This is a genomic window from Candidatus Schekmanbacteria bacterium (genome assembly GCA_016219965.1).
GTDB lineage: Bacteria > Schekmanbacteria > GWA2-38-11 > GWA2-38-11 > J061 > JACRJM01.
Window position 1 is genome coordinate 230,409 of sequence record JACRJM010000015.1, and the last position, 24,153, is coordinate 254,561.

General features: G+C 40.3%; 26 protein-coding genes. 16 read left to right on the forward strand and 10 right to left on the reverse strand.

Annotation, left to right across the window (positions count from 1 at the left end):
* Positions 1 to 196: 196 nt before the first annotated feature.
* Positions 197 to 799 (forward strand): response regulator, encoded by a 603-nt coding sequence (locus HZA77_14360; protein MBI5376613.1) that lies wholly within the window; start codon positions 197 to 199, stop codon positions 797 to 799.
* Between the two features lie 17 nt (positions 800 to 816).
* Positions 817 to 1,176, forward strand: a complete 360-nt coding sequence (locus tag HZA77_14365) for a response regulator (protein ID MBI5376614.1) — start codon at positions 817 to 819, stop codon at positions 1,174 to 1,176.
* A gap of 28 nt (positions 1,177 to 1,204) precedes the next feature.
* On the opposite strand, the gene HZA77_14370 is transcribed toward HZA77_14365, so the two are convergent.
* Genes HZA77_14370 through HZA77_14385 form a run of 4 tightly spaced genes read right to left on the reverse strand, consistent with a single transcriptional unit; the run spans position 1,205 to position 3,782 of the window.
* Positions 1,205 to 1,408: a hypothetical protein gene (locus HZA77_14370; protein ID MBI5376615.1), complete on the reverse strand. Its 204-nt coding sequence runs from the start codon at positions 1,406 to 1,408 to the stop codon at positions 1,205 to 1,207.
* On the reverse strand, positions 1,386 to 2,456 hold the full coding sequence (locus tag HZA77_14375; protein MBI5376616.1) for a radical SAM protein: 1,071 nt from the start codon (positions 2,454 to 2,456) through the stop codon (positions 1,386 to 1,388). The genes HZA77_14370 and HZA77_14375 overlap by 23 nt, the downstream gene beginning before the upstream one ends.
* 7 nt (positions 2,457 to 2,463) lie before the next feature.
* The gene (locus tag HZA77_14380) at positions 2,464 to 2,754 is read right to left on the reverse strand and encodes a PqqD family protein (GenBank protein ID MBI5376617.1); all 291 of its coding nucleotides are present in this window, start codon (positions 2,752 to 2,754) and stop codon (positions 2,464 to 2,466) included.
* 59 nt (positions 2,755 to 2,813) lie between these two features.
* Positions 2,814 to 3,782, reverse strand: coding sequence for a hypothetical protein (locus tag HZA77_14385; GenBank protein ID MBI5376618.1), 969 nt, complete (start codon positions 3,780 to 3,782; stop codon positions 2,814 to 2,816).
* 62 nt (positions 3,783 to 3,844) lie between these two features.
* Here HZA77_14385 and HZA77_14390 point away from each other — a divergent pair, with 62 nt between their 5' ends.
* The 5 genes from HZA77_14390 (at position 3,845) to HZA77_14410 (ending at position 7,440) form a co-directional block, all read left to right on the forward strand.
* Positions 3,845 to 5,071, forward strand: a complete 1,227-nt coding sequence (locus tag HZA77_14390; protein MBI5376619.1) for a nucleotidyltransferase family protein — start codon at positions 3,845 to 3,847, stop codon at positions 5,069 to 5,071.
* Positions 5,072 to 5,123: 52 nt separating this feature from the next.
* Positions 5,124 to 5,288: a hypothetical protein gene (locus HZA77_14395; protein ID MBI5376620.1), complete on the forward strand. Its 165-nt coding sequence runs from the start codon at positions 5,124 to 5,126 to the stop codon at positions 5,286 to 5,288.
* Positions 5,289 to 5,374: 86 nt separating this feature from the next.
* Positions 5,375 to 5,944: a CoA pyrophosphatase gene (locus tag HZA77_14400; GenBank protein MBI5376621.1), complete on the forward strand. Its 570-nt coding sequence runs from the start codon at positions 5,375 to 5,377 to the stop codon at positions 5,942 to 5,944.
* Between the two features lie 27 nt (positions 5,945 to 5,971).
* Positions 5,972 to 7,054 carry a redox-regulated ATPase YchF gene (gene ychF, locus HZA77_14405; GenBank protein ID MBI5376622.1) on the forward strand — a complete coding sequence of 361 codons (1,083 nt, stop codon included), beginning with the start codon at positions 5,972 to 5,974 and terminating at the stop codon, positions 7,052 to 7,054.
* 11 nt (positions 7,055 to 7,065) lie between these two features.
* Complete coding sequence (locus tag HZA77_14410; GenBank protein MBI5376623.1) at positions 7,066 to 7,440, forward strand: hypothetical protein; 375 nt, start codon at positions 7,066 to 7,068, stop codon at positions 7,438 to 7,440.
* Between the two features lie 521 nt (positions 7,441 to 7,961).
* On the opposite strand, the gene HZA77_14415 is transcribed toward HZA77_14410, so the two are convergent.
* Both HZA77_14415 and rnhA read right to left on the reverse strand, forming a co-directional pair.
* The gene (locus tag HZA77_14415) at positions 7,962 to 8,591 is read right to left on the reverse strand and encodes an MBL fold metallo-hydrolase (GenBank protein ID MBI5376624.1); all 630 of its coding nucleotides are present in this window, start codon (positions 8,589 to 8,591) and stop codon (positions 7,962 to 7,964) included.
* A 5-nt stretch (positions 8,592 to 8,596) separates the two neighbouring features.
* Entirely contained in the window at positions 8,597 to 9,037 is a 441-nt protein-coding gene (rnhA, locus tag HZA77_14420) for a ribonuclease HI (protein MBI5376625.1), read from the reverse strand.
* 86 nt (positions 9,038 to 9,123) lie between these two features.
* Between rnhA and HZA77_14425 the strand changes: the two genes are divergently transcribed.
* Genes HZA77_14425 through HZA77_14435 form a run of 3 tightly spaced genes read left to right on the forward strand, consistent with a single transcriptional unit; the run spans position 9,124 to position 11,775 of the window.
* The gene (locus tag HZA77_14425; protein ID MBI5376626.1) at positions 9,124 to 10,224 is read left to right on the forward strand and encodes an NADH:flavin oxidoreductase; all 1,101 of its coding nucleotides are present in this window, start codon (positions 9,124 to 9,126) and stop codon (positions 10,222 to 10,224) included.
* Entirely contained in the window at positions 10,221 to 10,397 is a 177-nt protein-coding gene (locus HZA77_14430) for a hypothetical protein (GenBank protein ID MBI5376627.1), read from the forward strand. The genes HZA77_14425 and HZA77_14430 overlap by 4 nt, the downstream gene beginning before the upstream one ends.
* Entirely contained in the window at positions 10,384 to 11,775 is a 1,392-nt protein-coding gene (locus HZA77_14435) for a sulfatase (protein MBI5376628.1), read from the forward strand. The genes HZA77_14430 and HZA77_14435 overlap by 14 nt, the downstream gene beginning before the upstream one ends.
* Before the next feature lie 19 nt (positions 11,776 to 11,794).
* On the opposite strand, the gene HZA77_14440 is transcribed toward HZA77_14435, so the two are convergent.
* The 4 genes from HZA77_14440 to HZA77_14455 form a co-directional block, all read right to left on the reverse strand.
* A complete protein-coding gene (locus tag HZA77_14440; protein ID MBI5376629.1) occupies positions 11,795 to 12,532 on the reverse strand; it encodes a diguanylate cyclase in 738 nt (245 codons plus the stop codon).
* A gap of 98 nt (positions 12,533 to 12,630) precedes the next feature.
* Entirely contained in the window at positions 12,631 to 14,988 is a 2,358-nt protein-coding gene (locus HZA77_14445) for a molybdopterin-dependent oxidoreductase (GenBank protein ID MBI5376630.1), read from the reverse strand.
* Entirely contained in the window at positions 14,937 to 15,395 is a 459-nt protein-coding gene (locus tag HZA77_14450) for a (2Fe-2S)-binding protein (protein ID MBI5376631.1), read from the reverse strand. Before HZA77_14450 ends, HZA77_14445 begins: the two co-directional genes overlap by 52 nt.
* Positions 15,392 to 16,420 (reverse strand): FAD binding domain-containing protein, encoded by a 1,029-nt coding sequence (locus tag HZA77_14455; GenBank protein ID MBI5376632.1) that lies wholly within the window; start codon positions 16,418 to 16,420, stop codon positions 15,392 to 15,394. Before HZA77_14455 ends, HZA77_14450 begins: the two co-directional genes overlap by 4 nt.
* Before the next feature lie 150 nt (positions 16,421 to 16,570).
* Between HZA77_14455 and HZA77_14460 the strand changes: the two genes are divergently transcribed.
* From HZA77_14460 to HZA77_14485, 6 genes are all read left to right on the forward strand, one after another.
* The gene (locus HZA77_14460; protein MBI5376633.1) at positions 16,571 to 18,166 is read left to right on the forward strand and encodes a methylmalonyl-CoA mutase; all 1,596 of its coding nucleotides are present in this window, start codon (positions 16,571 to 16,573) and stop codon (positions 18,164 to 18,166) included.
* A gap of 191 nt (positions 18,167 to 18,357) precedes the next feature.
* Positions 18,358 to 18,918: a hypothetical protein gene (locus HZA77_14465; protein MBI5376634.1), complete on the forward strand. Its 561-nt coding sequence runs from the start codon at positions 18,358 to 18,360 to the stop codon at positions 18,916 to 18,918.
* A 161-nt stretch (positions 18,919 to 19,079) separates the two neighbouring features.
* Positions 19,080 to 20,579: a HAMP domain-containing protein gene (locus tag HZA77_14470; GenBank protein ID MBI5376635.1), complete on the forward strand. Its 1,500-nt coding sequence runs from the start codon at positions 19,080 to 19,082 to the stop codon at positions 20,577 to 20,579.
* Positions 20,580 to 20,611: 32 nt separating this feature from the next.
* Entirely contained in the window at positions 20,612 to 21,982 is a 1,371-nt protein-coding gene (locus HZA77_14475; GenBank protein MBI5376636.1) for a sigma-54-dependent Fis family transcriptional regulator, read from the forward strand.
* A 132-nt stretch (positions 21,983 to 22,114) separates the two neighbouring features.
* Complete coding sequence (locus HZA77_14480; protein MBI5376637.1) at positions 22,115 to 22,822, forward strand: response regulator; 708 nt, start codon at positions 22,115 to 22,117, stop codon at positions 22,820 to 22,822.
* Positions 22,823 to 23,080: 258 nt separating this feature from the next.
* A complete protein-coding gene (locus tag HZA77_14485; protein ID MBI5376638.1) occupies positions 23,081 to 24,028 on the forward strand; it encodes a hypothetical protein in 948 nt (315 codons plus the stop codon).
* Positions 24,029 to 24,153 lie beyond the last annotated feature (125 nt).

Here is a 24,153-nt window from a genome sequence, read left to right on the forward strand (position 1 = left end):
TTAAAGTAATTTTAATCCGGTTTTGTCAATTGTTAATTTGTGCTTTATAGAATATAATATGAATATAGTTAGCAAGTGTAATCCTCATTAACAGATTAATAAAAAGAAGTGATAATTGTTGACAGATAAATTCTATTTACAATAAACTAATGTCTGAGTGAAGAATTAATCAACAAATCTCACTAATTAGGGAAGCATGACAAAAAAAGTATTAACTACTTATCAGGCTGCCGCCTATTGTAATGCTACACCGATGACGGTTATTCGCTGGATAAATGACGGTCTTATAAGATCCTATAAAACTCCCGGTGGACACAGAAGAATACTAGTAGAAGATCTTGATTCTTTCCTGAAAAAATCCGGTATTCCATCAAAGGGTATCTATGATGACCAGATCAGCAGAATCCTCGTAGTTGATGATGAATCGTTCATAATTGATTATTTGAAAGAGACTATCTCAAAAATCGATCCTAACATACAGGTAAAAGGTGCTTGCAACGGATTTGAGGCAGGGCAGATTATTACAACTTTTAAACCGCAGGTTGTTTTTCTTGATATTATTATGAAGGGACTTGACGGGTATGATGTTTGTACAAGAATTAAGAAAAATCCAGAAACAAAAGATATAACTGTAATTGCCATAACAGGCAAGCCATCGGAAGAGAATATTGAACGGATAAAACGCTGCGGTGCCTGCCAGGTTCTCCATAAACCAATTAAAATGAATGATATAAGAAGAGCACTTATAGATCTGATACCTGTTAACGGATTCGAAGAAGGGGAACAATCTAAATTTTAAAGTGACTTGTTTTCTATATGAAAAAAATTCTGGTTGTAGATGACGAGAAGATTATCGGCGAACTGGTAAGGGATATGCTGGAAGATGAAGGGTATATTATTGACTTTGCTGAGAACGGATTTGCAGCCAAGGATATGCTCCTCCAGTCGGATTATGACTATGTAATAAGTGATATCAACATGCCTGATATGGACGGCATTGAGCTATATTTCTGGATAAAGAAAGAAATGGAAATGATGTCTGATAAAATGGTTTTTATTACCGGTGATTCTTATAATCAGCGTACAAGGGATTTCTTTGATGAGTTCACTGTTCCCCGTATAGATAAGCCTTTTTCCAAATCAGACCTTACAGAGAAGCTTCTCAGAAAAAAATAAGAAGAGCCTGAAAAAGCTTAGAGACTCCTTAGCTGAAGTGCTTCCCTTTCTGTTGCCTGCATTTTTTATTGGCTTTTTCAATAGCATCATTTTTCTTAGGGCATATAGTGTCGGCATAAGCAGAGTCGTCGAGTGATATGAGCTTAGGGCTTATCCATTTTTTAACTACCGAAGCAGCAGCAGCCACTGTCAGGGTTTTCTTCCCTTTTTCAAGGAATTCGCGTCTCTTCATATTTATTCTCCTTAAAATAACAAGTATTGTTGTCAGAAGTAAACTTTCCGTTCTGCGCCAGAGGACAAAGAGGATATGACCCCCAGAGGTTGCCGGTCATCCTGTAAGCAATACCCCTGCATCCCCCCCTGCATTTATCTTTTAATTCGCATGACCCGCAGACTCCGGTAAGTTTTTCCGGTTTGATGAATTTCCTGAAAGCCCTGATATCCTGCCAGCATTTTTTCAGTCCTTTTTCCAGAACATTGTTTCTAACATCAAATAAAGCTGACATACTGCACTGATACATGTTTCCTTGCTCTGATATAGTGGAGAGGTAAGACTTTTCATCACCCAGAGTGCATGCCGCAGCACATCCATCCTGGCGCATTGATAGAGAGAAGCTCTTGAAATCTATCTCTGCAGAATATTTTTTTTCAAGCCCTTCAATCATACTTTCAAGATTTAATAACTCGTCTACAGAGGGTTTTAGTGATGCGTAATTATTCAATGCTCTTCCAATGGGTACGACTTCATCAAGGCATATTGATGTAACTCCAAACGAAGATAAAAGTTTAACGAGTGAAGGTGCATCTGAGATATTATGTTTAGTCAATGTGGTTTTTGTATGGATTGGGATTCCGGAAATTAAAGAGAGCTCAATGGCATTCACTATTTTTCTGAATGACTTTCCGCCGGTCAGCATGTCATTAATTTCCGGTGTTGAGCCGTGTATGCTTATCTGTATGTTCTTAAGGCCGTTGCATTTGAGCCTATTAAGAGCTTCCCTGTTGAGCAGTGTACCGTTAGTTGTAAGCTCGACGGATATTCCTGCATTTCTTAATGAGCTTATAATGTGATAGGTGAGATTATCTGCAAGTGGTTCTCCTCCGGTCAGGACAACTTTAAGTATGCGGTTATCTATAATTTCTTCAAGTATCCTGAGTTTCCCCATATCTCCGGTAGAATCTTTTTTGTCCTTTCCTGAACTTACAAGACAAAAAGGGCATTGCAGGTTGCACCTTGAAGTAAAAGACCAAACAACCTCTATGGGAGATTCTAGAAGCATGAAGTTTCTAAGAAAGAGTTATAATTCCCTTATATGAGAGAAGACTTATGAAATCAATTATCTCTGTTTCCATTTGAGAAGAATTTCCTTCATACAGATGAGCCATTTCTGATATTACTGCTCTTACGCTTAGGTTACCGTTACAAAGGCTCCATATCAATGACCCTGTTTCATTTAGCAAGGATGGCTCTCCATTTGTATCATCGAATATCACGGCTTTGCCATTCTCAATGCGTGAAAGTATATGAGGGGCATGAACCGGTATTTTATCCAAAATATCTGTTTTATCTACAGTCATTTTATTCAGAGTGTTTTATTTACAATCATTTTTTTGCAATCATTATTATTTACAGTCGTTTATTTACAATAATCGAGAATCTCTTTTATGAAATCTGCAAGCTCTGCGCTGTTTTTCTTCAGACTGTATTGTATGTGAAAAACAGGGGTGGTGTCGAACATAAAATTTATTATGTCGTACGCCTTCCTGTTATTTTTTCTGATTATTTTCTGCACGCTATCGGTCTCAGTATTAGTTGATAGAGTCTCTGCAAGTGAAAGAAGCTTATATAAATAAGCGGTACCGCTGCTCTTCTTTACTGTGAGTCTTTTGTATTTCTCGGATTCGGCAAGGACTATGCAAGCAGCCAGTTTGGCGCTCTTGAGCCGGCATCCGGAAGAAATGTCATCCGGGTTGATTATAAATCCATCCTGATAAAATGCGCTGTATCGCGTCAAAGTATGTCCAGTAATCATATCTTTCCCCTCGGAAGATTCAGCAAAACCGTCTCCAATCCTTATATGCCGGGGGAAAGAAAGGAGCGTTAGCTTGTCTCTTTTTTTTTCAATAAATGTCTCTTCATCTGATAAATATTTAAATCCTTTTTTTATGAGTAAAAGAGACATGGTGGTTTTTCCTGAGCCGGAGTTCCCGGCAAGAAGCACTCCCTTACTTCCGTATGCAAGTGATGCTGAATGGATGCCTGTCAGCTGCTTTTTCTTTGCAAGTAAGAAGCGGGAAATGTAACCCACTATTGAGAGTGTGACAAGGACTGCTTCATCGAATGAATAACCTCTCTTTAAAAGTATGGTGCTTTTCATTTCTTGAAAGTCTGTAAAAGTAAAGATTCCGGGACTTATTTGTTCTGCGTTTTGCACAACTTCAGGAGTGATACTTTTCCCATCGGTATGCCGGCATACATATATTGTAATCGATGGAATAACTTTCTTCTGTGCGGCAAAGCCTATAAGTTCACGTGAAACTGAATTGCCTATTTTATGAGAGTCAGAAACAAGCCTAACGTGGATTCCGTGTATATCAAAAAGCATGTCAAAAAAATATTCTGTCATGGGAGTTTTAATTTGAATAATTATTCTATATCATAAAGTGCATGAAATATGAAAATAAAGCGCTGTCTTCTGATGATCGGGAAATAAGTTTCCTTTTTTCGTCCCTGAAAGCCGGGTTCTCAGAAGAGTCTGCCTCACATCTTAGAAACATAGCTCTATATTCATCAAGAAAGTTTTCATGGGAAAGGCTTTGTAAACTGGGGGAAGAATTTGATGTTGCCCCGTTTATATATAATGCCTTGTTAGCATCGGGACTTGATGAGGTTGTCCCTCCCGCCTTTTTCTCTAAGCTCGAAATAGAGTATTATCAAAACCTCTCCAAAAATATGCGAGCTCTTAAGATATGCAATCAACTTGCCTCAGCTTTCAGGAATGACGGGATAAGAGTGATATTACTTGGCGGGGGAGGGTTTCTGGGTACGTTATATGAAAATATGGGGTTAAGATATGTAGGTGATATAGACATTCTTATCCATAAAGACAGATTCGAGGATGCAAGAAAAACTCTCGGTTCATTAGGTTTTACGCAATTTAAGAAATACAGGGGAGTAATGAAAAGCGGGAGTATAACCATCGATATCCATACTGATATAATTGACTCGGAGAGGATTAGTTCAAGGAAAAATATATACAGCTTCAATCCGGAATTATTCTGGAGTGATTGTATCCCCCATCCTGAAGTTGATGGGGCTTTCGTACTTTCCCCATCTGACTCATTGCTGTATTCCGCCTTCCATTGTTTTAAACATTCTTTTTCAAGGATAATTTGGAGCATAGACACAGCAGAGATAATAAGGAAATACGGTGATAAGGAATTTTATGATTATATACTTTCTATATCTCAAGCAAACGCCACTTCTGTTCCCATCTATTACTCCCTTGCCTATATCCATGAGACCGGAATAAGCACAATAGATACCGTCGCATTGAAAAAGCTTAAAGAAAATTTCCGCGAAAATAAGATAGCTAAAAGGATATTTCAAATGGCTGTAGACGGAAGGAATATAGGCAGTTTCAGTGAGTTATTGGTCATTCTATCTAGAGGGCAATCGGGGCGGTCCGGGCAAAGCAGCAATGCCTGCTTAAAGTTTTTTATCGAGTCTCTTTTTCCCTGCAAAAACACTTTGAAAGAGATATACCCACGCTGGCCTGAAAAGTTTATTTTATTTGCCTATCTTGCACGGTTTGTTGATATATCAATACGAACATTTTTTATGTGTCTTAGATTTTTCAAATTAACACCGGGCAGAATGACCGGAAAAAGTTGACTTGTCTTAAATGTTTAATTAAACTTGGACAATAAAACAGACAGGTGAGGAAATGGAAAAAGAAATAGAAACAAAGGAAGGCACAGGTTTTTTTAGCCGTTACAAGGGAGAAATAATTTTTACTCTTCTTATAATCTATGTTCTCCTTCTCGCGCTTGGCACTGTTGGCGAGCTGTTTGATGTTGAATGGATACTGAAACTTCCAATATTTAACTAAATCTTCGTACCTGATTATCTGGTTATCATGTGTTTTTCATGGTGCAGGGGTCGGGAAAAAAATAGCAATTTAGCAAGTAGCTTGAAATGAACTCCTCAACGATTGAATACCTTCTTAACAGAAGACGCAGGGTGGTTATAGAAAGCAGCGATCTTGTCCATTCAGCAGTGTTGGTTCCTTTATATGTCAATGATTCTGACCCATTCGTTCTTCTTACAAAACGGACAAGCCATGTGGAACATCATAAGGGGGAAATCTCTTTTCCCGGTGGAGGAAGAAGCAGTGAAGACAAAGACCTTGTCGATACTGCATTGAGAGAAACAGAAGAGGAGGTAGGTCTCAGAAGAGAACTTATCCATGTTCTTGGCCCTCTTGACGACATTGCCACAGTAACAGGTTTCAGGATCACACCATTTGTGGGTACATTCCCATTCCCCTTCGAGTATAGGATAAATAAATTTGAAATTGAGCGGCTATTGGAAGTACCATTGAAATTACTCGCCGTGGAAGGAGCCTGGAGGGTGACCGAGAAGGTATACAAAGGCGCGAGGATAAAGAGTTTTTACCATGAACTTGGCGATGACCTCATATGGGGAGCAACAGCATCAATATTAAAGAGCTTTGTTGAGCTCATGCAGGCAGACGGGATGCTCTGAGCCCGTTATATTTCGGGGGGAAATCTTATGGGTTTTAATTGCGGTATAGTCGGCCTCCCTAATGCCGGCAAATCGACAATATTCAATGCCCTGACCGCAGCAGGAGTACCTACTGCAAATTATCCGTTTTGCACCATAGATCCCAATGTGGGAATAGCAAAAGTTCCTGACAGACGTCTTGATAAGATTGCAGACATAATCAAACCTGAAAAGGTCGTTCATACGGTTCTTGAATTTGTAGATATTGCGGGACTTGTAAAAGGAGCAAGCCATGGTGAGGGACTTGGCAACCAGTTCCTCTCACACATCAGGAATGTGGATGCAGTTGTCCATGTATTAAGGGCCTTTGAGGAGAGCAATGTCTCACATGTCTATGAGACCGTTGATCCTGTACGAGATGCCGGGCTTGTAAACACAGAGCTTATCCTTGCAGATCTTGAGGCGGTCGAGAGAAGAATCGAGAAGGCTAAGACAGCCGCAAAGTCAGGCGAAAAAAAATCAAAAGAACTTGTTGAGATCCTGCTTGGAATAAAAAGGGAAATAGAGAAGGGGGTGCCTGCGAGGAAAATCAGCTCTGTAGATGAAGTTAATGATCTTTTTCTTTTAACTTCCAAACCCTGTCTTTATGTGCTGAATGTTGGAGAAGCCAATCAGGAAAATAACAATGAATTGGAGTCAAAATTGAGATTGGCTATAGGCGAAGAAGATGCAGGGTTTGTCTGGATCTGCGGCAAACTTGAAGAGGAAACTCTTGAACTTGATGATACGGACAGAAAAGAGTTTTTAAAGGAAATGAACATAAATGAATCCGGACTTGATAAGCTTGTTAAAAGCGGATATTCGCTCCTTGATTTAATTACCTTTTTCACTACGAGAAACAAAGAGGTGAAGGCATGGACATTGAAAAAAGGGAAAACCGCTTTTGATGCTGCCGGTAGGATTCACACAGATTTTCAGAAAGGATTTATCAAAGCAGAGGTATGCAGCTTTGATGAACTTGCGGCTTTAGGCTCAGAGCATGCCTTGAGGGAAAAGGGACATATGCGTATAGAAGGAAAGGATTATCTGGTAAAGGATGGAGATATAATTCATTTCAGATTCAATGTCTGATTTTGCTGACTATGAAAAACAGAGAAATAGTAAAAGTCCTATGTTTGCCATACTGCTCTTTTTACAAGGAAGGGAAGGAGGAGATGTTATGTCTCTGTGCAGAGCTTCTCATGATGATTTTAGAGAGCGATAAGCGCGAACTTGTGCTTAATGTGCTTTTGTCTAAAGGGTCTGAGAAAAGACCTGATGAAAAAGTCTATTACCATGATAGGCAGTCATTAGAGCATCTTTGCAGTAAATGCGGGTTTTATATTACAGAATGTGATTTTACTGACCCTGATTTTAAGGGCTATTCAAATCCCTGCGGAGGATTCATGGCAATTATGAAACTGCTGAAGGCGCAGGCTGTTTCATGGGATGAAATAGTATCTGTGGTTAAAGCGTAAACTTTTAAAAAGATGTTTTAATGAAATGCGTGATTTATAAGCGCCGGCAGTCTGCATTTCGCTTAAAACTACATGCGCTCCATGCAGACCACCGCCACTTTTTTGATATAATGAGGTGCTGTTGTTTTGTTGGGTGAAATAGCATCTGTTGTTAAACTATAAATTTTTAAAAAGATGTTTTAACAAGGCACGAGATTTATAAGCGCCGGCAGTCTGCATTTCGCTTAAAACTACATGCGCTCCATGCAGACCACCAACGCTTTTTTGCAATAATTGGCTATTGTTGAAAAACTCAGGAATATTTATATTTCAGGAGAATAGATTCTTTTTAGTGGCTTGGCAGATCCCGCGGAAGGCACCTGCTGTTTAGTGCCGGAGCGGGACTGGCAAGCCGACTTAATGCAAAACTTAAATGAGTAGTTTCTAACGATATTTTGCATTTTTCCAAAGACCTGCTTGTACTTAATTGCTACATAAGTGGGACTGGCAAGCCAGCTCAATACAAAACATGGAAGAGTATTTTACGGCAGTGCTTCGAATTCTTCCAATGACTTGCACATAAGCGCAGGGTTGCTCTTCTTTTGTTCCCTGACAGTGGAATAGTTCTTTCTTCCGTAGCCATGTCCCGGATATATCTCTATTGAATCGTGAAGTGTCTTGATCTTTTTCTCTATGCTTTCGTAAAGCTGTCTGGAGCTTCCACCTGCAAGATCAGTCCTCCCGCAGTCACCTATAAACAGGGTATCCCCTGTAATCAGTTTCTCATTGTTGAGCAGTATACATATTCCTCCGGGAGTGTGGCCTGGTGTATGAATTATCTTTGCCTCAATATTTCCCACCTGTATTATGTCGTTGTCTTCAACTTCGATGATATTTGAAATCCCTTTTTTCTTAAGCGCACTGCTTTCAAGTTTATGTACAACGGCCTTTGCAGCGGTTTGAGAAATTATTTCTCCGTGCCCTCCGATGTGGTCGAAATGGGTGTGAGTTGTGAAGATATATCTGATAGTCAAGCCAGCCTTTTTTGATTCAGCGAGCAATTTATTAATATCGAAGGCAGGGTCTACCAGTGCTCCATCTCCTGTTTTATCGCATCCGAAGATATAGGCAAAATTTGCCATGGAACCTATTGGGATTTGTTTGAAGATCATGAGAGTTAATCCTCCATTATTTTTTTAATCATCTCTCTTGCCATCCTGTCGCACTCTTCATTTTCTGGATGCCCTGAATGTCCCTTCAGCCACTGCCATTTTATGTTATGCTTTTTTGACAGTGATAGCAGCTCCTCCCAGAGGTCGCGGTTTTTTACATCTTCCTTCTGCGAGTTTTTCCATCCTTTTTTTATCCAGCCTGATATCCATGATGTCATGCCAAGCACAAGGTACTGGGAGTCGGTATGAACTGTGATGTTTGAATGGTCTTTTATCCTTGATATGCCGTCAATGGCGGCCTTGAGCTCCATCCTGTTGTTGGTGGTATGTCTTTCCCCATCGGAGTATTTTTTTCTCGATTTGCCGCAGTCGATGATGACTCCGTAGCCTCCGGGTCCGGGGTTTCCGCTGCACGCTCCATCGCAGTATATATTATAGTTTGTCATTTTGTTTGGTGTTAACATTGTTTTTTAGTATAAGTAAAGAGCAGGGGAAAAATAAATAAAAAAATAAACATGGATTGAGAAAAAAGATGTCTAAATTGTTCGAAGAAGGGATCATAGGTGGCTGCATAGTCAAGAACCGCATTGTCCGTTCGGCAACAGAAGAATATATGGCTCACCCTGACGGCAGTATGCGAGAGGAATGCTTCGGTTTTTTTGAAAAGCTTGCAGCCGGCGGATGCGGTGCCATTGTTTTAGGACATGCCTTTGTCTTCACTGCCGGAAGATGCCATCCGCGCATGAAGGGCGTCCATGATGATAGAATGGTTGAGAGCTTTGCTGGAATAAAGGAATGTATAAAGAATATAGATAAACGGATTATGGTTATAGGGCAGATAAATCACGGAGGCAGGCTCTCAGACCCTGAGATAACGGAACCTGTTGCTCCTTCGGCTGTACGGCCAAGGGGGATGAAAACAGTGCCCCGTGAAATGACGCCTGATGAAATAAAAGATACAATAAATAAATTTGCCGACGCTGCTTTAAGGGTAAAAAAAGCAGGGCTTGACGGTGTACAGCTCCATGCTGCTCATGGATATCTGGTAAGCCAGTTTATGTCCCCTTATACAAACAGAAGAACTGATGAATGGGGCGGAGACACTGCCTCGCGTTTGAAGTTTCCCCGGGAGATAATCAGAAAAATCATAGAATATGTCGGGAGCGATTTCCCATTGATGGTGAAGATTAATATTGCGGATTTTGTACCGGGAGGACTCGAACCTGCAGAGGGGCTGGAAATGGTTTCGGCATTGGTTGATGAAGGGATATGTGCTGTAGAGCCTAGCTGCGCAATAGCGGAGACAAAAACGATAAATGGCGCAGCTAGACCCGGGATTACTGACAGCAAAAAAGAAGCTTATCTGTTGCCCTATGCTGATGCTTTGAAAAAAAATACAGGAGTAACTGTAATCGCAATCGGCGGGATGCGTTCTCGCACTGTTATGGAGAGGGTATTGGAGCAGGGGAGTGTAGATTATATCTCAATGAGCAGGCCTCTTATCAGGGAGCCTGATTTGCCTCAAAAAATCAGAGACGGAAAGGAACGGGCCGATTGTGTTTCCTGCAACAGCTGTTTTCAACCCGGAGATAAAGGAGTAAGATGTGTTTTTGTTAATGGAGGTGAAAAATGATTAAGGAAAAGAAAAACAAGACTTGTAAAGCCTGTAGCGGCAAGGGATATATCGAGGAGATAATAGAAAGCAGTTCAGATGTATGGGTTGATGGAGAGCCTGAAAGTCTTCCGCTGGAAAGGACTAAATGCGAGAACTGCGATGGGAAAGGTATAATTGATGAAGATAGTTAGACATAGTCCTTTCAGGAGAATTGTAATTGTACTTCTTCTCATAGCTGCAGCGGTGAGTGGAGCGTATTTTGTTTTCTCCAGGAAAGGGTCTGATATTATTACCGCATTAAGGGGCTACCAGAATCAGTACAATGTAGTTCTTATTACTATAGATACACTAAGAGCTGACAGACTTGGCTGTTATGGATATAAGAAAGATGTCTCTCCTGCAATCGACAAATTCGCCGGCGAGTCAGTCAGGTTTGAAAATGCAATAATCCAGGTTCCTTATACAGGCCCATCTCATTGCTCAATCTTGACAGGAAAATATGCGGCAAATCATGGTGTGATGAGCAACGGATATAAACTTTCACCCGATAACATCACGCTTGCCGAGGTTCTTAAAGAGTATGATTATAGCACAGGAGCGGCAATAGGAGCCTGGGTGTTGAAAAAAATGTATGACTACAATCAGGGTTTTGATTCTTATTTGGAGGACAAGAGCGGAGAAAGAAGAGCATCAAGTGTTAATAAAGACATTTTGCCCTGGATAAAAAATAACAAAAATAAAAAATTCTTCGCATGGATCCACTATTATGATGTGCATTGCGCTTATAATCCGCCAAAAAAATTCAAGGAGAAATTTGGGCAAGGCTATTCAGGTGAACTCAATCCAAAAAAGAAATGCGGTGATACCTATTATAATAAGGTACAAATGGAAGCCAGGGACGTGGAATATGTGAAAAATATGTATGATGGAGAGATAGCGTACACTGACAGTAAAATAAATGGTGTTCTGAAAAAACTTAAGAAGTGGGGACTGTTTGAGAATACAATTATAGTCATTACTTCAGATCATGGCGAAGAGCTGCATGAGCATGGTAAGTTCGGGCATGATTACGCGCTTTGCGATTACGAGGTCAAGGTTCCACTGATCATCCATTATCCCGGCATGAAATTATCCAACAGAGTTGTTTCCGAACAGGTTGACAGCATTTCTATAATGCCGACCATACTTGAGTTGTTAGGTATTCCCTCTCCTGACGGAATAGACGGCAAAAGTTTTGCGAATTTGCTGAAAGGCGAAGGATACAAAGAAGAGCCCGCATATATGAGGCTTGCGTTTGAGAAAAACACTGAACATGAATATGCAGTGAGAACCAGAGATTTTAAGCTGCTTGCGGTTAAAGGCAAAGGTAAGGAGTTGTACAACCTTAAAGATGACCCTAATGAGGATAATAATTTAGTTTCCCGTATTAATGAGTTCCCGGCTGCAGCAGCATTGTCTGATTCTCTGGATAAATTTATGGCAAATGAAGAAAAAGCAAACATTGAGCATCAACAGAATATTCAGGGCGAAACAGTTGAAAAGCTGAAGTCACTCGGTTACCTGCAATAAAATTCTGTGTTATCAGAGGTCAGTCTATGTTCTCATCAATATAGGAGCCAAGAGCAAGCTTTCTAAGCTCATGAAGGCTTGATGTGTGATAAGGATAATTCGTACCAATAACCGTAAAATCTATTTTTCCCCCGTCGGACAGTGTGATTTGCGATAATTCATGCTCTAACTGATGAGTCAAATCCTTTGTTCCTTTTTCATCAATTTCTGAAACTATGCTTGTATAAATGTCAGCTGCATAACGGAAAACCGTATTATTCCCTGACACAATCTCCCTGAAGATTTTTGTTGTCTGACATATCACCTCATTGCCGGTTTTATAGCCTAATTGATTGTCTATGGTTATAAGGTTGTTTATTCTTATTACTATTATGGAAAATGATGATGATGATGCCTGCGCTCTTTTGTACTGCATTGCAAGACAGTCTTCATAATGTTCCCTGGCAACAAGTGAAAGAAGACTTTCTCTCACAGTTTCTTCCTTTATCTGTTCCACCACGAATCTGTCTTCCATTATTCTTTTTCTCAGCCCTTTAAGCATAAGCCGTGTTTCTAAAACATAGGCAATAAAGAGGAGAGAAAGTACTACAAATGAGTAAAAATAAATGTTTCCGTTGGGAAGTTCTGAAACTATGGTGTATTCGTATATTGTGATCATTGCGAAGACGATGAAAAAAATCAGAAGGAAAAACATCAGCGATAATAGCTGCCATCCTCTTTTTTCTACATCTTCTATTTTTTGTATTTTTCTTACCATAAGGATGAACCGTAACAAGAAATACAGATACTAAACAAAAAAAGAATAACAGATTCGAAGATAGAAAACTACAATATTTTTGAAATAAGCTTAACTGCTCAGGCTTTATTCTGCTCTGTCTTTTTTTGCCTGATAGCCTTTAATACTCTTTCCGGTGTGATAGGAAGTTCTTTTATCGGATATCCGATGGCATTGGAAACTGCATTTGCGATTGCAGGCGTAGTACACTGGATTACTCCCTGACCGACTTCTTTTGCTCCGAAAGGTCCGTAAGGGTCTATGGTCTCAACAATAATATGGTCTACTTCAGGCATTTCATATGCGCGTGGCGTCCTGTAATCCAATAGTGTCGGATTAAGGACCCGCCCGTTATCCATTACACATTCTTCATATATAGTCTGACCCATTCCGCTGAAAACCTGTCCATCCATCTGTCCTTCTACTCCAAGCGGATTTATTGCAAAGCCCACGTCATGGGCAACTGTCATTTTTACGAGTTTCACGATCCCTGTTTCAGGATCAACTTCCACCTCTGCGATCTGGGAACCGAAAGAGTATGCAAGTGAGGAATTCCCTTCATGGGTGGTACGGTTTATGTCTTCAATGGGCGGGTTATAAAATCCTCTTCCCATAACAAACCTTCCCTCCTGGGAATAGAGGGTTTCAAAAACCAGATCCTCGAATGATATTGCCTTGTCAGGAGCGTCTTTCGGATATACTTTCCTCTCTTTGAAAATAACGGCAGATGCAGGAACGGAGAATTTTGCAGACGCAGTTTTTAAGAGCTGCTTCTTTACATCTGCGCATGCATTTATCACTGCATTTCCTGTCGTAAACGTACCTCTCTGGGAAATCGCTCCTATGTCAAGCGGAGTGATATCAGTGTCGCCTGACAATACCTTGATGTCTTCCGTCATTATTCCAAGGCATTCTGCGGCTATCATTGCCATCGTAGTATGGGAACCCTGACCCATGTCTGGCAGTCCGGTAAAAAGAAAAACCTTTCCGTCTTCACCGACCTTTAATAGCACTGCCGATGTGTCATGTGTGAACATTCCTTTTCCGCCTGACCTGATGACTCCGCATCCTATTCCTATTCCCTTGTAAGGGGGAAGCTTCCCATTTTTTTTCTTCCAGCTTGATTTCTTTGCCGCCTTTGTAATGCACTCTTTAAGGCCGCAGCTTGCATAGCGAATCTTGCTAGGTGTAGTGTAACCCTTGTCTACTGCATTCTTAAGGTTGAGTTCCACCGGATCCATACCAAGGTCTTTTGCTATCAGGTCAAGCTGTGAGCCGAATGCGAATCTGAATGCCACCATGCCTGTGCCATGATGGAAGAAATATGGCGGATTGTTGGTATATACGAGCTTTCCCCTGTATTTTGAGGCTTCAAGCTTATAGAGCATCTGGGATGTGAAACCAATGAAATGAAGGACTATGAACTGGGTTTCCATGTAAGCGCCGCAGTCAAGCAGAAGGTCTGTCTCAATGGCTTTAAGTGTCCCATCTTTCATGAACCCTGTGCGGATCTTGAACTTGTATGTACCGCCGCCCCTGTAAACAAGGAATTCCTCATCGGCTGTGCATGCTATCCTTACAGGTTTGCCCGACTTTCTTGAAAGGAATGCAGCTATATAGTGATGGGGTTTGTCAGCGCCTCTGCCGCAGAAAGCTCCTCCAGTGTTGAGATTGATTACCCTGATATTGCTTTCCTTGAGTTTGAGATTATAGGACATTCCCTTCTGGACAAGAGTTGGTGCCTGAATGGGAGTCCATAATGTGAGCTGGTCAGGAAGCGAAAAATCAGCAAGTACTGTGTGCTGTTCTGAAAAACAACTGTGCGTGGGATTTACCACGAACTCGTCTTCCCTTATCATTTCAGATTCGGCAAATGCCTTGTCCGCATCGCCGAAGTTCATTTTTATCTCGTCAGCAAAATTGTCTTCAAGATAATCATGGATTATGGGTGCGCCTTTTGCCAGGGCATCTTCAATTGAAAAGATTCCAGGCAGAGGTTCGTAATCGACTTTTATCAGCTCTGCCGCCTCGATGGCAGTATCCTCGTCAATGGCTGCCACAGCCGCCACTTCATCGCCGAAATAATATGTCATGTCATCGCAGAGAAGCATCTCGTCAGGGCCGACCATGAAACTGTCTATGTCTTTATGGGTGATGATTGTTTTTACACCCGGAAGCTTAAGTGCCTTTGAAGTATCTATATTTAGTATTTTTGCACGCGGGTAAGGGCTTCTCACTATTTTTCCGGCCAGCATTCCCGGAAGATATACATCATCGGTGAACTCAGAGCGGCCGCTTGCCTTCAATGCTCCGTCAAGCCTTGGAGTATTTCTGCCAAGAATACTGTATTTGTCTTTTTTCTGACTCATAATGACCTTAAGCCTTTTTAAGGTGAAACTTTCTTTATAGCTTCCATGATTTTCACATGTCCCGTACATCTGCAGAATGTTCCTGCCAATGCTTCCTTTATCTCGTCATCTGAGGGTTTTGGGTTTTCATCGAGGAGCGCTTTTGCCGTCATCACGATACCCGGCGTGCAAAACCCGCATTGAATGGCTCCGTTCTCTATGAACGACTTCTGTACAGGATGAAGCGCTTCGTTGTTTGAAATACCTTCTATAGTAGTAATGGTTTTTCCAACACATTCGATAGCCAAGGTAAGACAGGAAAGTATGGCTTTGCCGTCAGCAATTACAGTGCAGACTCCGCAGGTTCCTATCCCGCAGCCTTTTTTTGTGCCGGTAAGCCTTAGCCCATCTCTTAATACATCGAGCAGAGTGTCCCATGGCGAAACTGTGACTTCGAAGCTGTCCCCATTGACATTGAGCGATATTATCTGTTTCAAATCTTCCCTCTCCCTTTGCCTTTGATTTTTTCCTTAAGTTCAGTCAGTGCCCGGGCTGTCATGCTTTCTGCCAACTGTCTCTTATATCCGGACTGGGTAAACAGGTTTGTTAGAGCTCCAAGCTCTGAAGCTGCGGTTTTGGAAGCTTCTGCAATTGACTGCTCTGTTAATCCAGCGCTCATTATTATTGAAGATGTCTTTTGAAGCAGGACAGGTGCGGAGACAATTGAACCAATTACAATCCTGATATCTGAAATTTTATTCCCATCTCTGGATATGGATGCTGCGATGCTTCCGATTGAGAAATCAATTCCCTTCCTTAGGCTGACTTTAATGAAGGTTGAATGACTGTCATCATTCTTTACAGGGATTGTTATTGAAGTAAGAATCTCATTCTTTTCTATTGTTGTGTGGCTGCTTCCGTTGTCTTTAAAAAAATCCTTTAAGGCTATTTCCCTTTCTCCTCCCTTTTTCTTTAAAATCACTTTTGCATCAAGTGTAATAAGGGCAGGAGCTGTGTCTGAATTATTTATTGCATGGCACCGGTCTGAGTTCTTTATCTCATGGCAAAGAGAGGCGCCTGTTTTATGGCATAATCCTCTGCTGTCTCTCCAGAGCTGGGATTGGTTAAAATACCAGCACCTTGTATCAAGACAGATGTTGCCTCCTATGGTTGCCGCATTTCTGAGATGCTTTGATGCAACTGATTTGACTGCTTTGCAAAACATCGGAAGTTTTTCTTTTATCAGTTCGTTTGCAGCAATTTCTGAAAGTGTGGCAGCAGCTCCAATTTTTATACTGCCGTTTTCCTGACTGATAGAATTAAGCTCAGGAATTGATTTTATTCCTATTATTGTGGCGGGGCGGATTATCCTCTGCTTCATGCTTACGAGAAGGTCTGTGCCTCCCGCGAGTATCTTTGATTGGTTGCTTGCTTGATTGATAGACTGGCTGTTTAGCTCTAATGCATTTACTGCTTCTTCAATCGATGCTGGCTTTATATATTCAAAACGGGGTAAACGCACTTTTTATCCTCTTAGTTAGTCATCTCCGTCTGTGAACAAAAAAAATATTCATTCAATGTTAGTTAATTAAGAGAAAGAGCTTTTGATGTCAATAATTTTCAGTAGAAAATAGATGTTTATTTGTTAAAGATAGTATAAAAACCTCGCATTATGGGCTCAAAAGAAAAAACATTATTTACAGGCTCAGGGATAGAAATTAAAGACCTGTACCATCCAGGTGATGCTTCAACTAAAGCGTATAATGAAAAAATCGGTTTTCCCGGAGAATTCCCTTTTACGCGAGGCATACAGCCTACCATGTACAGGGGGAAACTCTGGACAATGCGCCAGTATGCCGGGTTCGGGACTGCTTCTGAAACGAACAGAAGGTTTAAATATCTCATGCAGTCAGGGCAGAAGGGATTGAGCATTGCCTTTGATCTTCCAACGCAGATGGGCCTTGATTCTGATGATAAGCTTTCAAGAGGCGAGGTCGGCAGGATAGGGGTTGCTGTAGATACTCTTGCAGATATGGAGGCGATATTTGACGGCATTCCTCTTAGCTCTATTTCTACCTCAATGACAACTAATGCGCAGGCGGTAGTAATGCTTGCCATGTATATTGCAGTTGCGGAGAAAAATCGGGTACCTGCATTTAATCTGCATGGCACTGTACAGAATGATATATTGAAGGAATATATGGCGCGCGGAACCTATATTTTCCCGCCGTCTCATTCCATGAGGCTTGCGGCTGACCTCATAGAATATTGTTCAAAGAATCTCCCCAATTGGAATCCAATATCTATTTCCGGATATCATGTGCGTGAGGCAGGGTGTAATGCGGTGCAGGAAGCGGCATTCATGCTTTCAGACGGCATTGCCTATGTAGAGGAAGTGCTGAAAAGAGGTATATCAATTGACGAGTTTGCTCCTCATCTTTCATGGATTATGGCGTCGGGCATGGACCTTTTTGAGGAGGTAGCCAAATTCAGGGCTGTAAGGCGGATATGGGCTAAGATGGTTAAAGATAGATGGAACAGTAACAAATCTGAATCAATGAAATTCAGGCTCTTTACAGCTACAATGGGCTCTACTCTTTCACGGCAGGAACCTCTTAACAATGTTGTGAGGGCAACTCTTGAAGCGCTTGCTTCTGTTATCGGAGGTGTCCAGTCTATCCATGTGTCTTCCTTTGATGAAGCCATAGGCATACCTGACGAGAGCTCTGTGCTTATTTCATTGAGGACCCAGCAGGTGCTTGCATTTGAGTCAGGGATTGTTGAGGCTGCCGATATTTTCGGGGGCTCATACTTCCTTGAGAAACTGACTGATGAGTTTGAGGAAAAGACATGGGAGATACTTGGTAAAATAGAAAAACTCGGAGGTGCGCCCGAAGCGCTTCAAAAAGGATATTTCCATAGCGAGATACGGGAGGGTGCATGGAAGGAGCAAAAAAAAATTGAAACTAAAGAAAAGACTTTTATAGGAGTGAACAGTTTTTCTGCATCCGGGAACAGGGCTCTAAGAGCGTTTAAAGTGAGTGACGAGAATGAGCATGAGCAGCTTGAAAGGCTAAAGAGAGTTAAATCAGAAAGGGACAGCATGTCAGTAAAAGCATCTCTTCTAAGGCTTGCAGAATCAGCGAAACTCAGGGAAAACATTATGTTTCCCGTAATAGAATGTGTAAAGGCATACGCCACTATAGGAGAGGTGTGCTCTATTTTAAAAGAAGAGTTAGGTTTTTATAAAGGGATAAATTCTTATTGATAAAGTTACTACTTTACAAAGGCTTAACTTTTTTTTAATAAAAGACTTGATTTTTTTTCCGCACTTTGTATTATGTCGAGTGCGCACTCGGTTTTCTGTAGAACAGGTGGTTCTCAGTAAGCGGTGACAGCTAGCGGGAAATGAGCGGCAGGCTCTAAATTAATAGCTAAATTTAAATGGAGGAGCGGCAAATGGCAGAAGACAAAACAGATTGGAAAGAACTGCACAGGTTTGCACAGATGAGGGGTTTCGGTTTAATGGGTCTTATGTCCCAGAGGATTCTCGACAAATGGCCGAAAGAAGGGGAAGAACTTCTCAGAAAGTTTTTCTTTGATGTAGGTATCATGTCAGCAACAGCATTCTTGAAGGAAACAAACCCAGTAGGTAAATCAGATTTTGAGAACTATTGCGGATGGCAGGATTGGTTCATGGCAAGCCAGAGGGCAGACAACTCAGGTTCCAAAGTTCTTCCTGTTGAAGTTGTTGCTCCTGGTCATGTCCGCGCAAAACGCGTAGGCTGCATGATAAACAATGCCTGGGACATGATGGGAATCAAGGATATCAATTTAAGAAAGAAACTTTGCAATCTCTTCACTGAAATTGACTACGGTGTAAGAGAAGTAATAGGCAAAGACTGCATCGAGTTCGTACGCTTTGACTGCCAGGGCGCAAGGGAGAAAGGTGACCCTCAGCTTCCGCAAGGAAAAGAGTATTGCATATTCGAAATCAAGATAAAGGGACAGGCAGCGTAAGATTCCTTTTGTAAATTAATTTGATTGTATAATGAAGGGCATCCTCAAAAAGGATGCCCTTTTTTTTAGCTAAAGCAGATAATTTATTTGTATCTTCGTTGATTCTTCTTGGAGAATTATATATACAAAAAGAACTACATAAAGCGGTATTGGAATAAATTATGAAAATTAGCGATTTAAAAAGAAGATTTTACAATTCACTTTCTTTCAAGCTGACCCTTCTGATGGGTATAACTCTCCTTTTAGTTTTTGTTTTCTCAACATCAATAATCGTTAAATTTTATTTTGCCGAGGCAAAAAGCAAGATTCTCAGCACAGCATCTTTTGTGGCAATGCTTATTAATAATAATCTTCGCCATGACATGCTGATCAATGACCGCGAAGGCATAAATAATTTTTTCAATGATATTTCTAAGCTGGAGGATCTTGTCAATGCAAGCATCATGGATGATCAGGGTATAATAAAATTTTCAACTAAGAAGAATGCCATAGGCATGAAAATAAGTATTGATGTTTTGCGGCAATACACTAACACCAAAGAGCATTTTGAATATAAACACACAGAAGGCGAGAGCGTCTGGTCAAATTTCTATGAAATTAGGGGAACACCTGAATGTTACCAGTGCCACAATAGATCAAAAAAAATAATCGGTTATCTTTCAGTTGATTTCTCAAGCAAGAAGATTGATGAAATGGTCGCCCGTGAAAAATATGTTATGATCATCACCGCTTTTGTCTCTATGGGTTTCATATCTTTTGCCCTCTTTTTATTCAATCATTATTTTGTTTATAAGCCCGTTAAAAAGCTTCACCGCCTTATTGAGGGAGTCAAAGCTGGTAATCTTGATGTAAAAGAGCGTTTTGACAGAAGGGATGAGATAGGAGGGCTTGGAAGAGACTTCAATCTGATGGTAAAAGAGTTAAAAGATGCGCGGATAAGTCTTGAAGAAAATCAGAAGAAAATTCTTGCCCAGTCTGAAAAGCTCGCCTCTCTTGGCCAGCTTGCATCAGGAATAGCCCATGAGATCCAGAACCCGCTTGCCGGTATTTCAGGGGCATTGCGCGTAATCCACTCTGAGTATTTATCACAACATACTGATCAGGAGCTGAAAGACATAATTGATAAAATCCTTTCCCAAATCGACCGTCTGTCAAAAACAACAAAAGATATCCTTAGTTTTGCCAGACCTTCGGTACCGATGTTTGTACCTACAAATATTAACAGCGTTATAGAGAAAAGTCTTTTTTTCGCAAGACAGAATGCAAAAAATAATGGTGTGGATATAAGGGAGGAACTCAGTAATGACATTCCTGAGACAAAGGCTGATTCTGAACTTTTAAAGCAGGTTTTTCTGAATATAATGCTGAATGGAATTCAATCCATGCCTGAAGGGGGTACCCTAACTGTGTCATCAGATATGGGAGATGGGGGAGTCAGTATAGTTGTATCTGTTTCTGATACAGGCTGCGGGATTCCAAAGGATAAACTTAAGAATATATTTAATCCGTTTTTTACAACTAAGCACCAGGGGACGGGGCTGGGTTTGTATATCGTTAAGGACATAGTTGACAGCCATAACGGCAGGATTGAAGTTGAAAGCAATAACAGCAAAGGGAGTATATTCAAAGTGTATATTCCTGTTATACAGGATTTATCATAAGTAATAATTATATCTGGATGGATAGAATTTATATGAGCAAAAAAATGTTGATTGTTGATGATGAAGAGTTGATCCGCTGGTCATTAAAAAAACAGCTAATATCCCATGGACATGATGTTGAAACTTTTGAAAGCGGAGAGAAGGCGATTAATTATTTTAAGAGCGGAGAAAAGGCTGATCTGATAATTATTGATTTTAAACTGCCGGGAATGACAGGACTTGAAACGACAGCGGAAATTAAAAAAATATATGATGACATAGTTGTCATAATGATTACTGCTTACGGAACAGTTGAAACTGCTGTAACAGCCATGAAGCAAAGATACATAGTTGATTATATATTGAAACCCATAAATTTTGATGAACTGCTAATCGCTGTGGAAAGAGCATTTGAGATAACAGAACTTAGGGCAAGATACAAAACTCTGATTGATGAGAAAACGACTCCTTTCGCGTTTGAAAATATAATATGTAATTCCCAGAAGATGAAGTCAGTCATTGACATGGTGAAGCTGGTAAGCAGGAGCGATGCAACAACCATAACCATATTGGGAGAAAGCGGAACAGGAAAAGATCTTGTAGCCAGGGCAATTCATTACAACAGCCAGAGACGTGAACATCCCTTTATGGATATAAACTGTGCAGCCCTTCCTGATAATCTTCTTGAAAGTGAGTTATTTGGCCATGAAAAGGGGGCGTTCACTGATGCGAAGGCTATGAAAAAGGGGCTTTTTGAGCTTGCTGACAATGGGACTATATTTCTTGATGAGATTGGAGATATGAAACAGGAGCTGCAGGCTAAGCTTTTAACTGCTCTTGAGAGAAAAAGTTTCAGAAGGATAGGGGGGGTAAAAGATATTTCTGTGGATGTAAGGATTATTGCTGCGACTAACAGAGAGTTAAAAGAGCTTGTGGAACACAAACAGTTTCGTGAAGATCTTTTTTACAGATTGAATGTAATAAATATCGAGATGCCCTCTCTAAGAGAAAGGAAAGAGGATATCATACCTCTCATTGAACATTTTATCTCGGAGTTTAACAGGGCATTCAAAAAAAAAGTAAAAGATTTTTCTCCGGAGGCAAAGGATTCTATCCTCTCCCACGAATGGCCGGGCAATGTTCGCGAGCTTAAGAATGTTATTGAACGATGCGTGATACTGGCAAAGGGGGATACGATAACTGTTGATGAATTGCCGACAGAATTTAATCCTGCTAAAAGACTTTCAAGGAAAAGGAGTGAATTCAGTATTCCTCCTGGCGGCATATCGATTGAGGAATTGGAGAGGGAACTGGTTGTGCAGGCTATAAATATGGCAAACGGCAATCAGACTGTGGCTGCTGAACTTCTTAAGCTTACGAGGGATTCTTTTCGCAGGAGATTGGTAAAATTCGGATTAATCTGAAAACTGCCTGGTGAGAGAAAATTTAATTGGCATACCTTTTGCGTAAAAAAAGAATTTGGATTAACTTTTAATTATGGTTTTTTTAAAAAGAGATTTTTTTGTAGATTTGTAATGGAGCATAAGGAAGGTACAATGCGAAAAATTCTTGTGATTGATGATGAGGAGCTTATCTGCTGGTCCCTTAGCAAAGAACTTTCAAAAAATGGTTATATGGTGGACAGTGCCTTGTCCGGCAGAGATGGAATGGAAATGATGAAATGCGAAAGATATGATCTTGTTATAACAGATCTCAAACTGCCGGATATTTCCGGATTTGATATGGTAACTTCTGCAAAAGCAATTATGCCGGATATAAAAGTAGTGGTTATGTCATCCTATGAATGGGATGCAGATAAAGTTGATTTTCTGAAGAGATATACTTCAGGATTTTTAACGAAACCTGTAAGTCCTTCTTTACTTAACTCTCTGATGGATATGGTATTTATGGGTGATTCTTCATTTTCAAACTTGGGAATGGGAATTAAATTCTATTCATATAATGAAAAAATACATGATATATTAAATTCAGGCTTTTCGATTCTACCTTACCAGGCTGGAGACGTAAATAAGGAAAGACGGCGATTTGAAAGATATTCTGTTGATTTTGATGTTGTCTATGCTTTGGAAAAGCATTTTATTCATGCCAAAGTATCAGATTTAAGCAAAGATGGTGCATTTGTTAAGACAGGAATTTCTCTTGAAGTTGGAAGCCCTATTGATATTGATTTTTATCTTTCTGGAAATAATGTCCCTGTTTGTGCCATTGGAAAAGTAGTCCGTACTTCTGCAAGAAAATCATAATTTTTTTTCAATTAGTCTTACCTCTGTCTTGTGCGAAATCGCAAATAATTATGTGTGGAGTCGCACAACAAACTGCCATTGGTTTAATGATAATCTGGTTAAACCCTGTCCTTCATCTTTCTATGTTCTCCCTATTCTAAATAACACATTGAAATATAATACTATATTTGCATTGAGTTATTGTTAGTTAACCCTCTTTTAAGTTGGCATAGAATCTGCAAAAGACCCTTGTAGCAGATAAGGGCAGGAGACTAGATTATGAAGAATAAAAAATTAAAGGCGGTTCTGATAATTTGTTGCGTTGCCCTCGCTATAGCAGCAGCCATTAATACTGTTTCCGCTCAACAATTAGGAATAACATATCTTTATAATCTCTCTGATTTTAATGGGACAATTCCCTTTTACGGCGGTAGGCTTTCAGTTGATTACGAAAGAAACGAGCTCTATGTCATTTATGGGAACAGTGTTAGGGTTTTCAATGATAAAGGGATGGAAATATACAGTTTTGGAGATGATAGTGACATAGGTCAACTTATTGATTTAGCGATTGATAACGAAGGCAAGATATTATTGCTTACCTATAAGGATAAAGAGTTTTCAATCCTGAGTTGTAATTACAGGGGAACACCTGAAGAACCAATTGAAATTAAGAATCTTCCCGCTGAATTTTCAGCATTTTCGCCAAATCGAATGGTTTATGGGGGAGGAAATCTTTATCTCCTTTCGCAAAGCGGCTTGATGATAGTTGTTACAGACAGAAAAGGTAATTTCAAAAAAGCATATGACCTTGCCAGGGCTCTCGAGATTAAAGAAGAGGAAAAGAAGGATAAACAGGTTGACGGCTTCAATGTTGATAAAAAAGGGAATATTTTTTTTACGATTCCAGTTTTGTTCAGCGTTTACGAGTTCTCGCATGATGGGAATATATCTTCCTTTGGAAGGGTGGGAAGTGCTTCCGGGAATTTTGGTGTAGTTTCAGGCATAGCAAAGAGTGATAACGGGGACTTTTATGTCGTGGATAAATTGAAGAATGCGGTAATGGTATTTGACAAAAATTACAACTACTTAACTGAATTTGGCGGCAGAGGGTTAAAACCGGGCAATTTAACAGGACCCAGCGATATAATTATTGATGGAATGAACAGAGTCTACGTAACACAGCAAAGAGGTAGAGGGGTAAGCGTATTTAATTTGTCTTTTAACTGAAACAATTTTTTATGCAGAAAAAAAATAATAATCTGCAATATTTGGAAGGAGGTGGTTGGGGATAGCAAGAAGGATTTTGGTGGTTTAGCAGTAATGAAGAAATTGCTTTAAATGTCTAACACCTA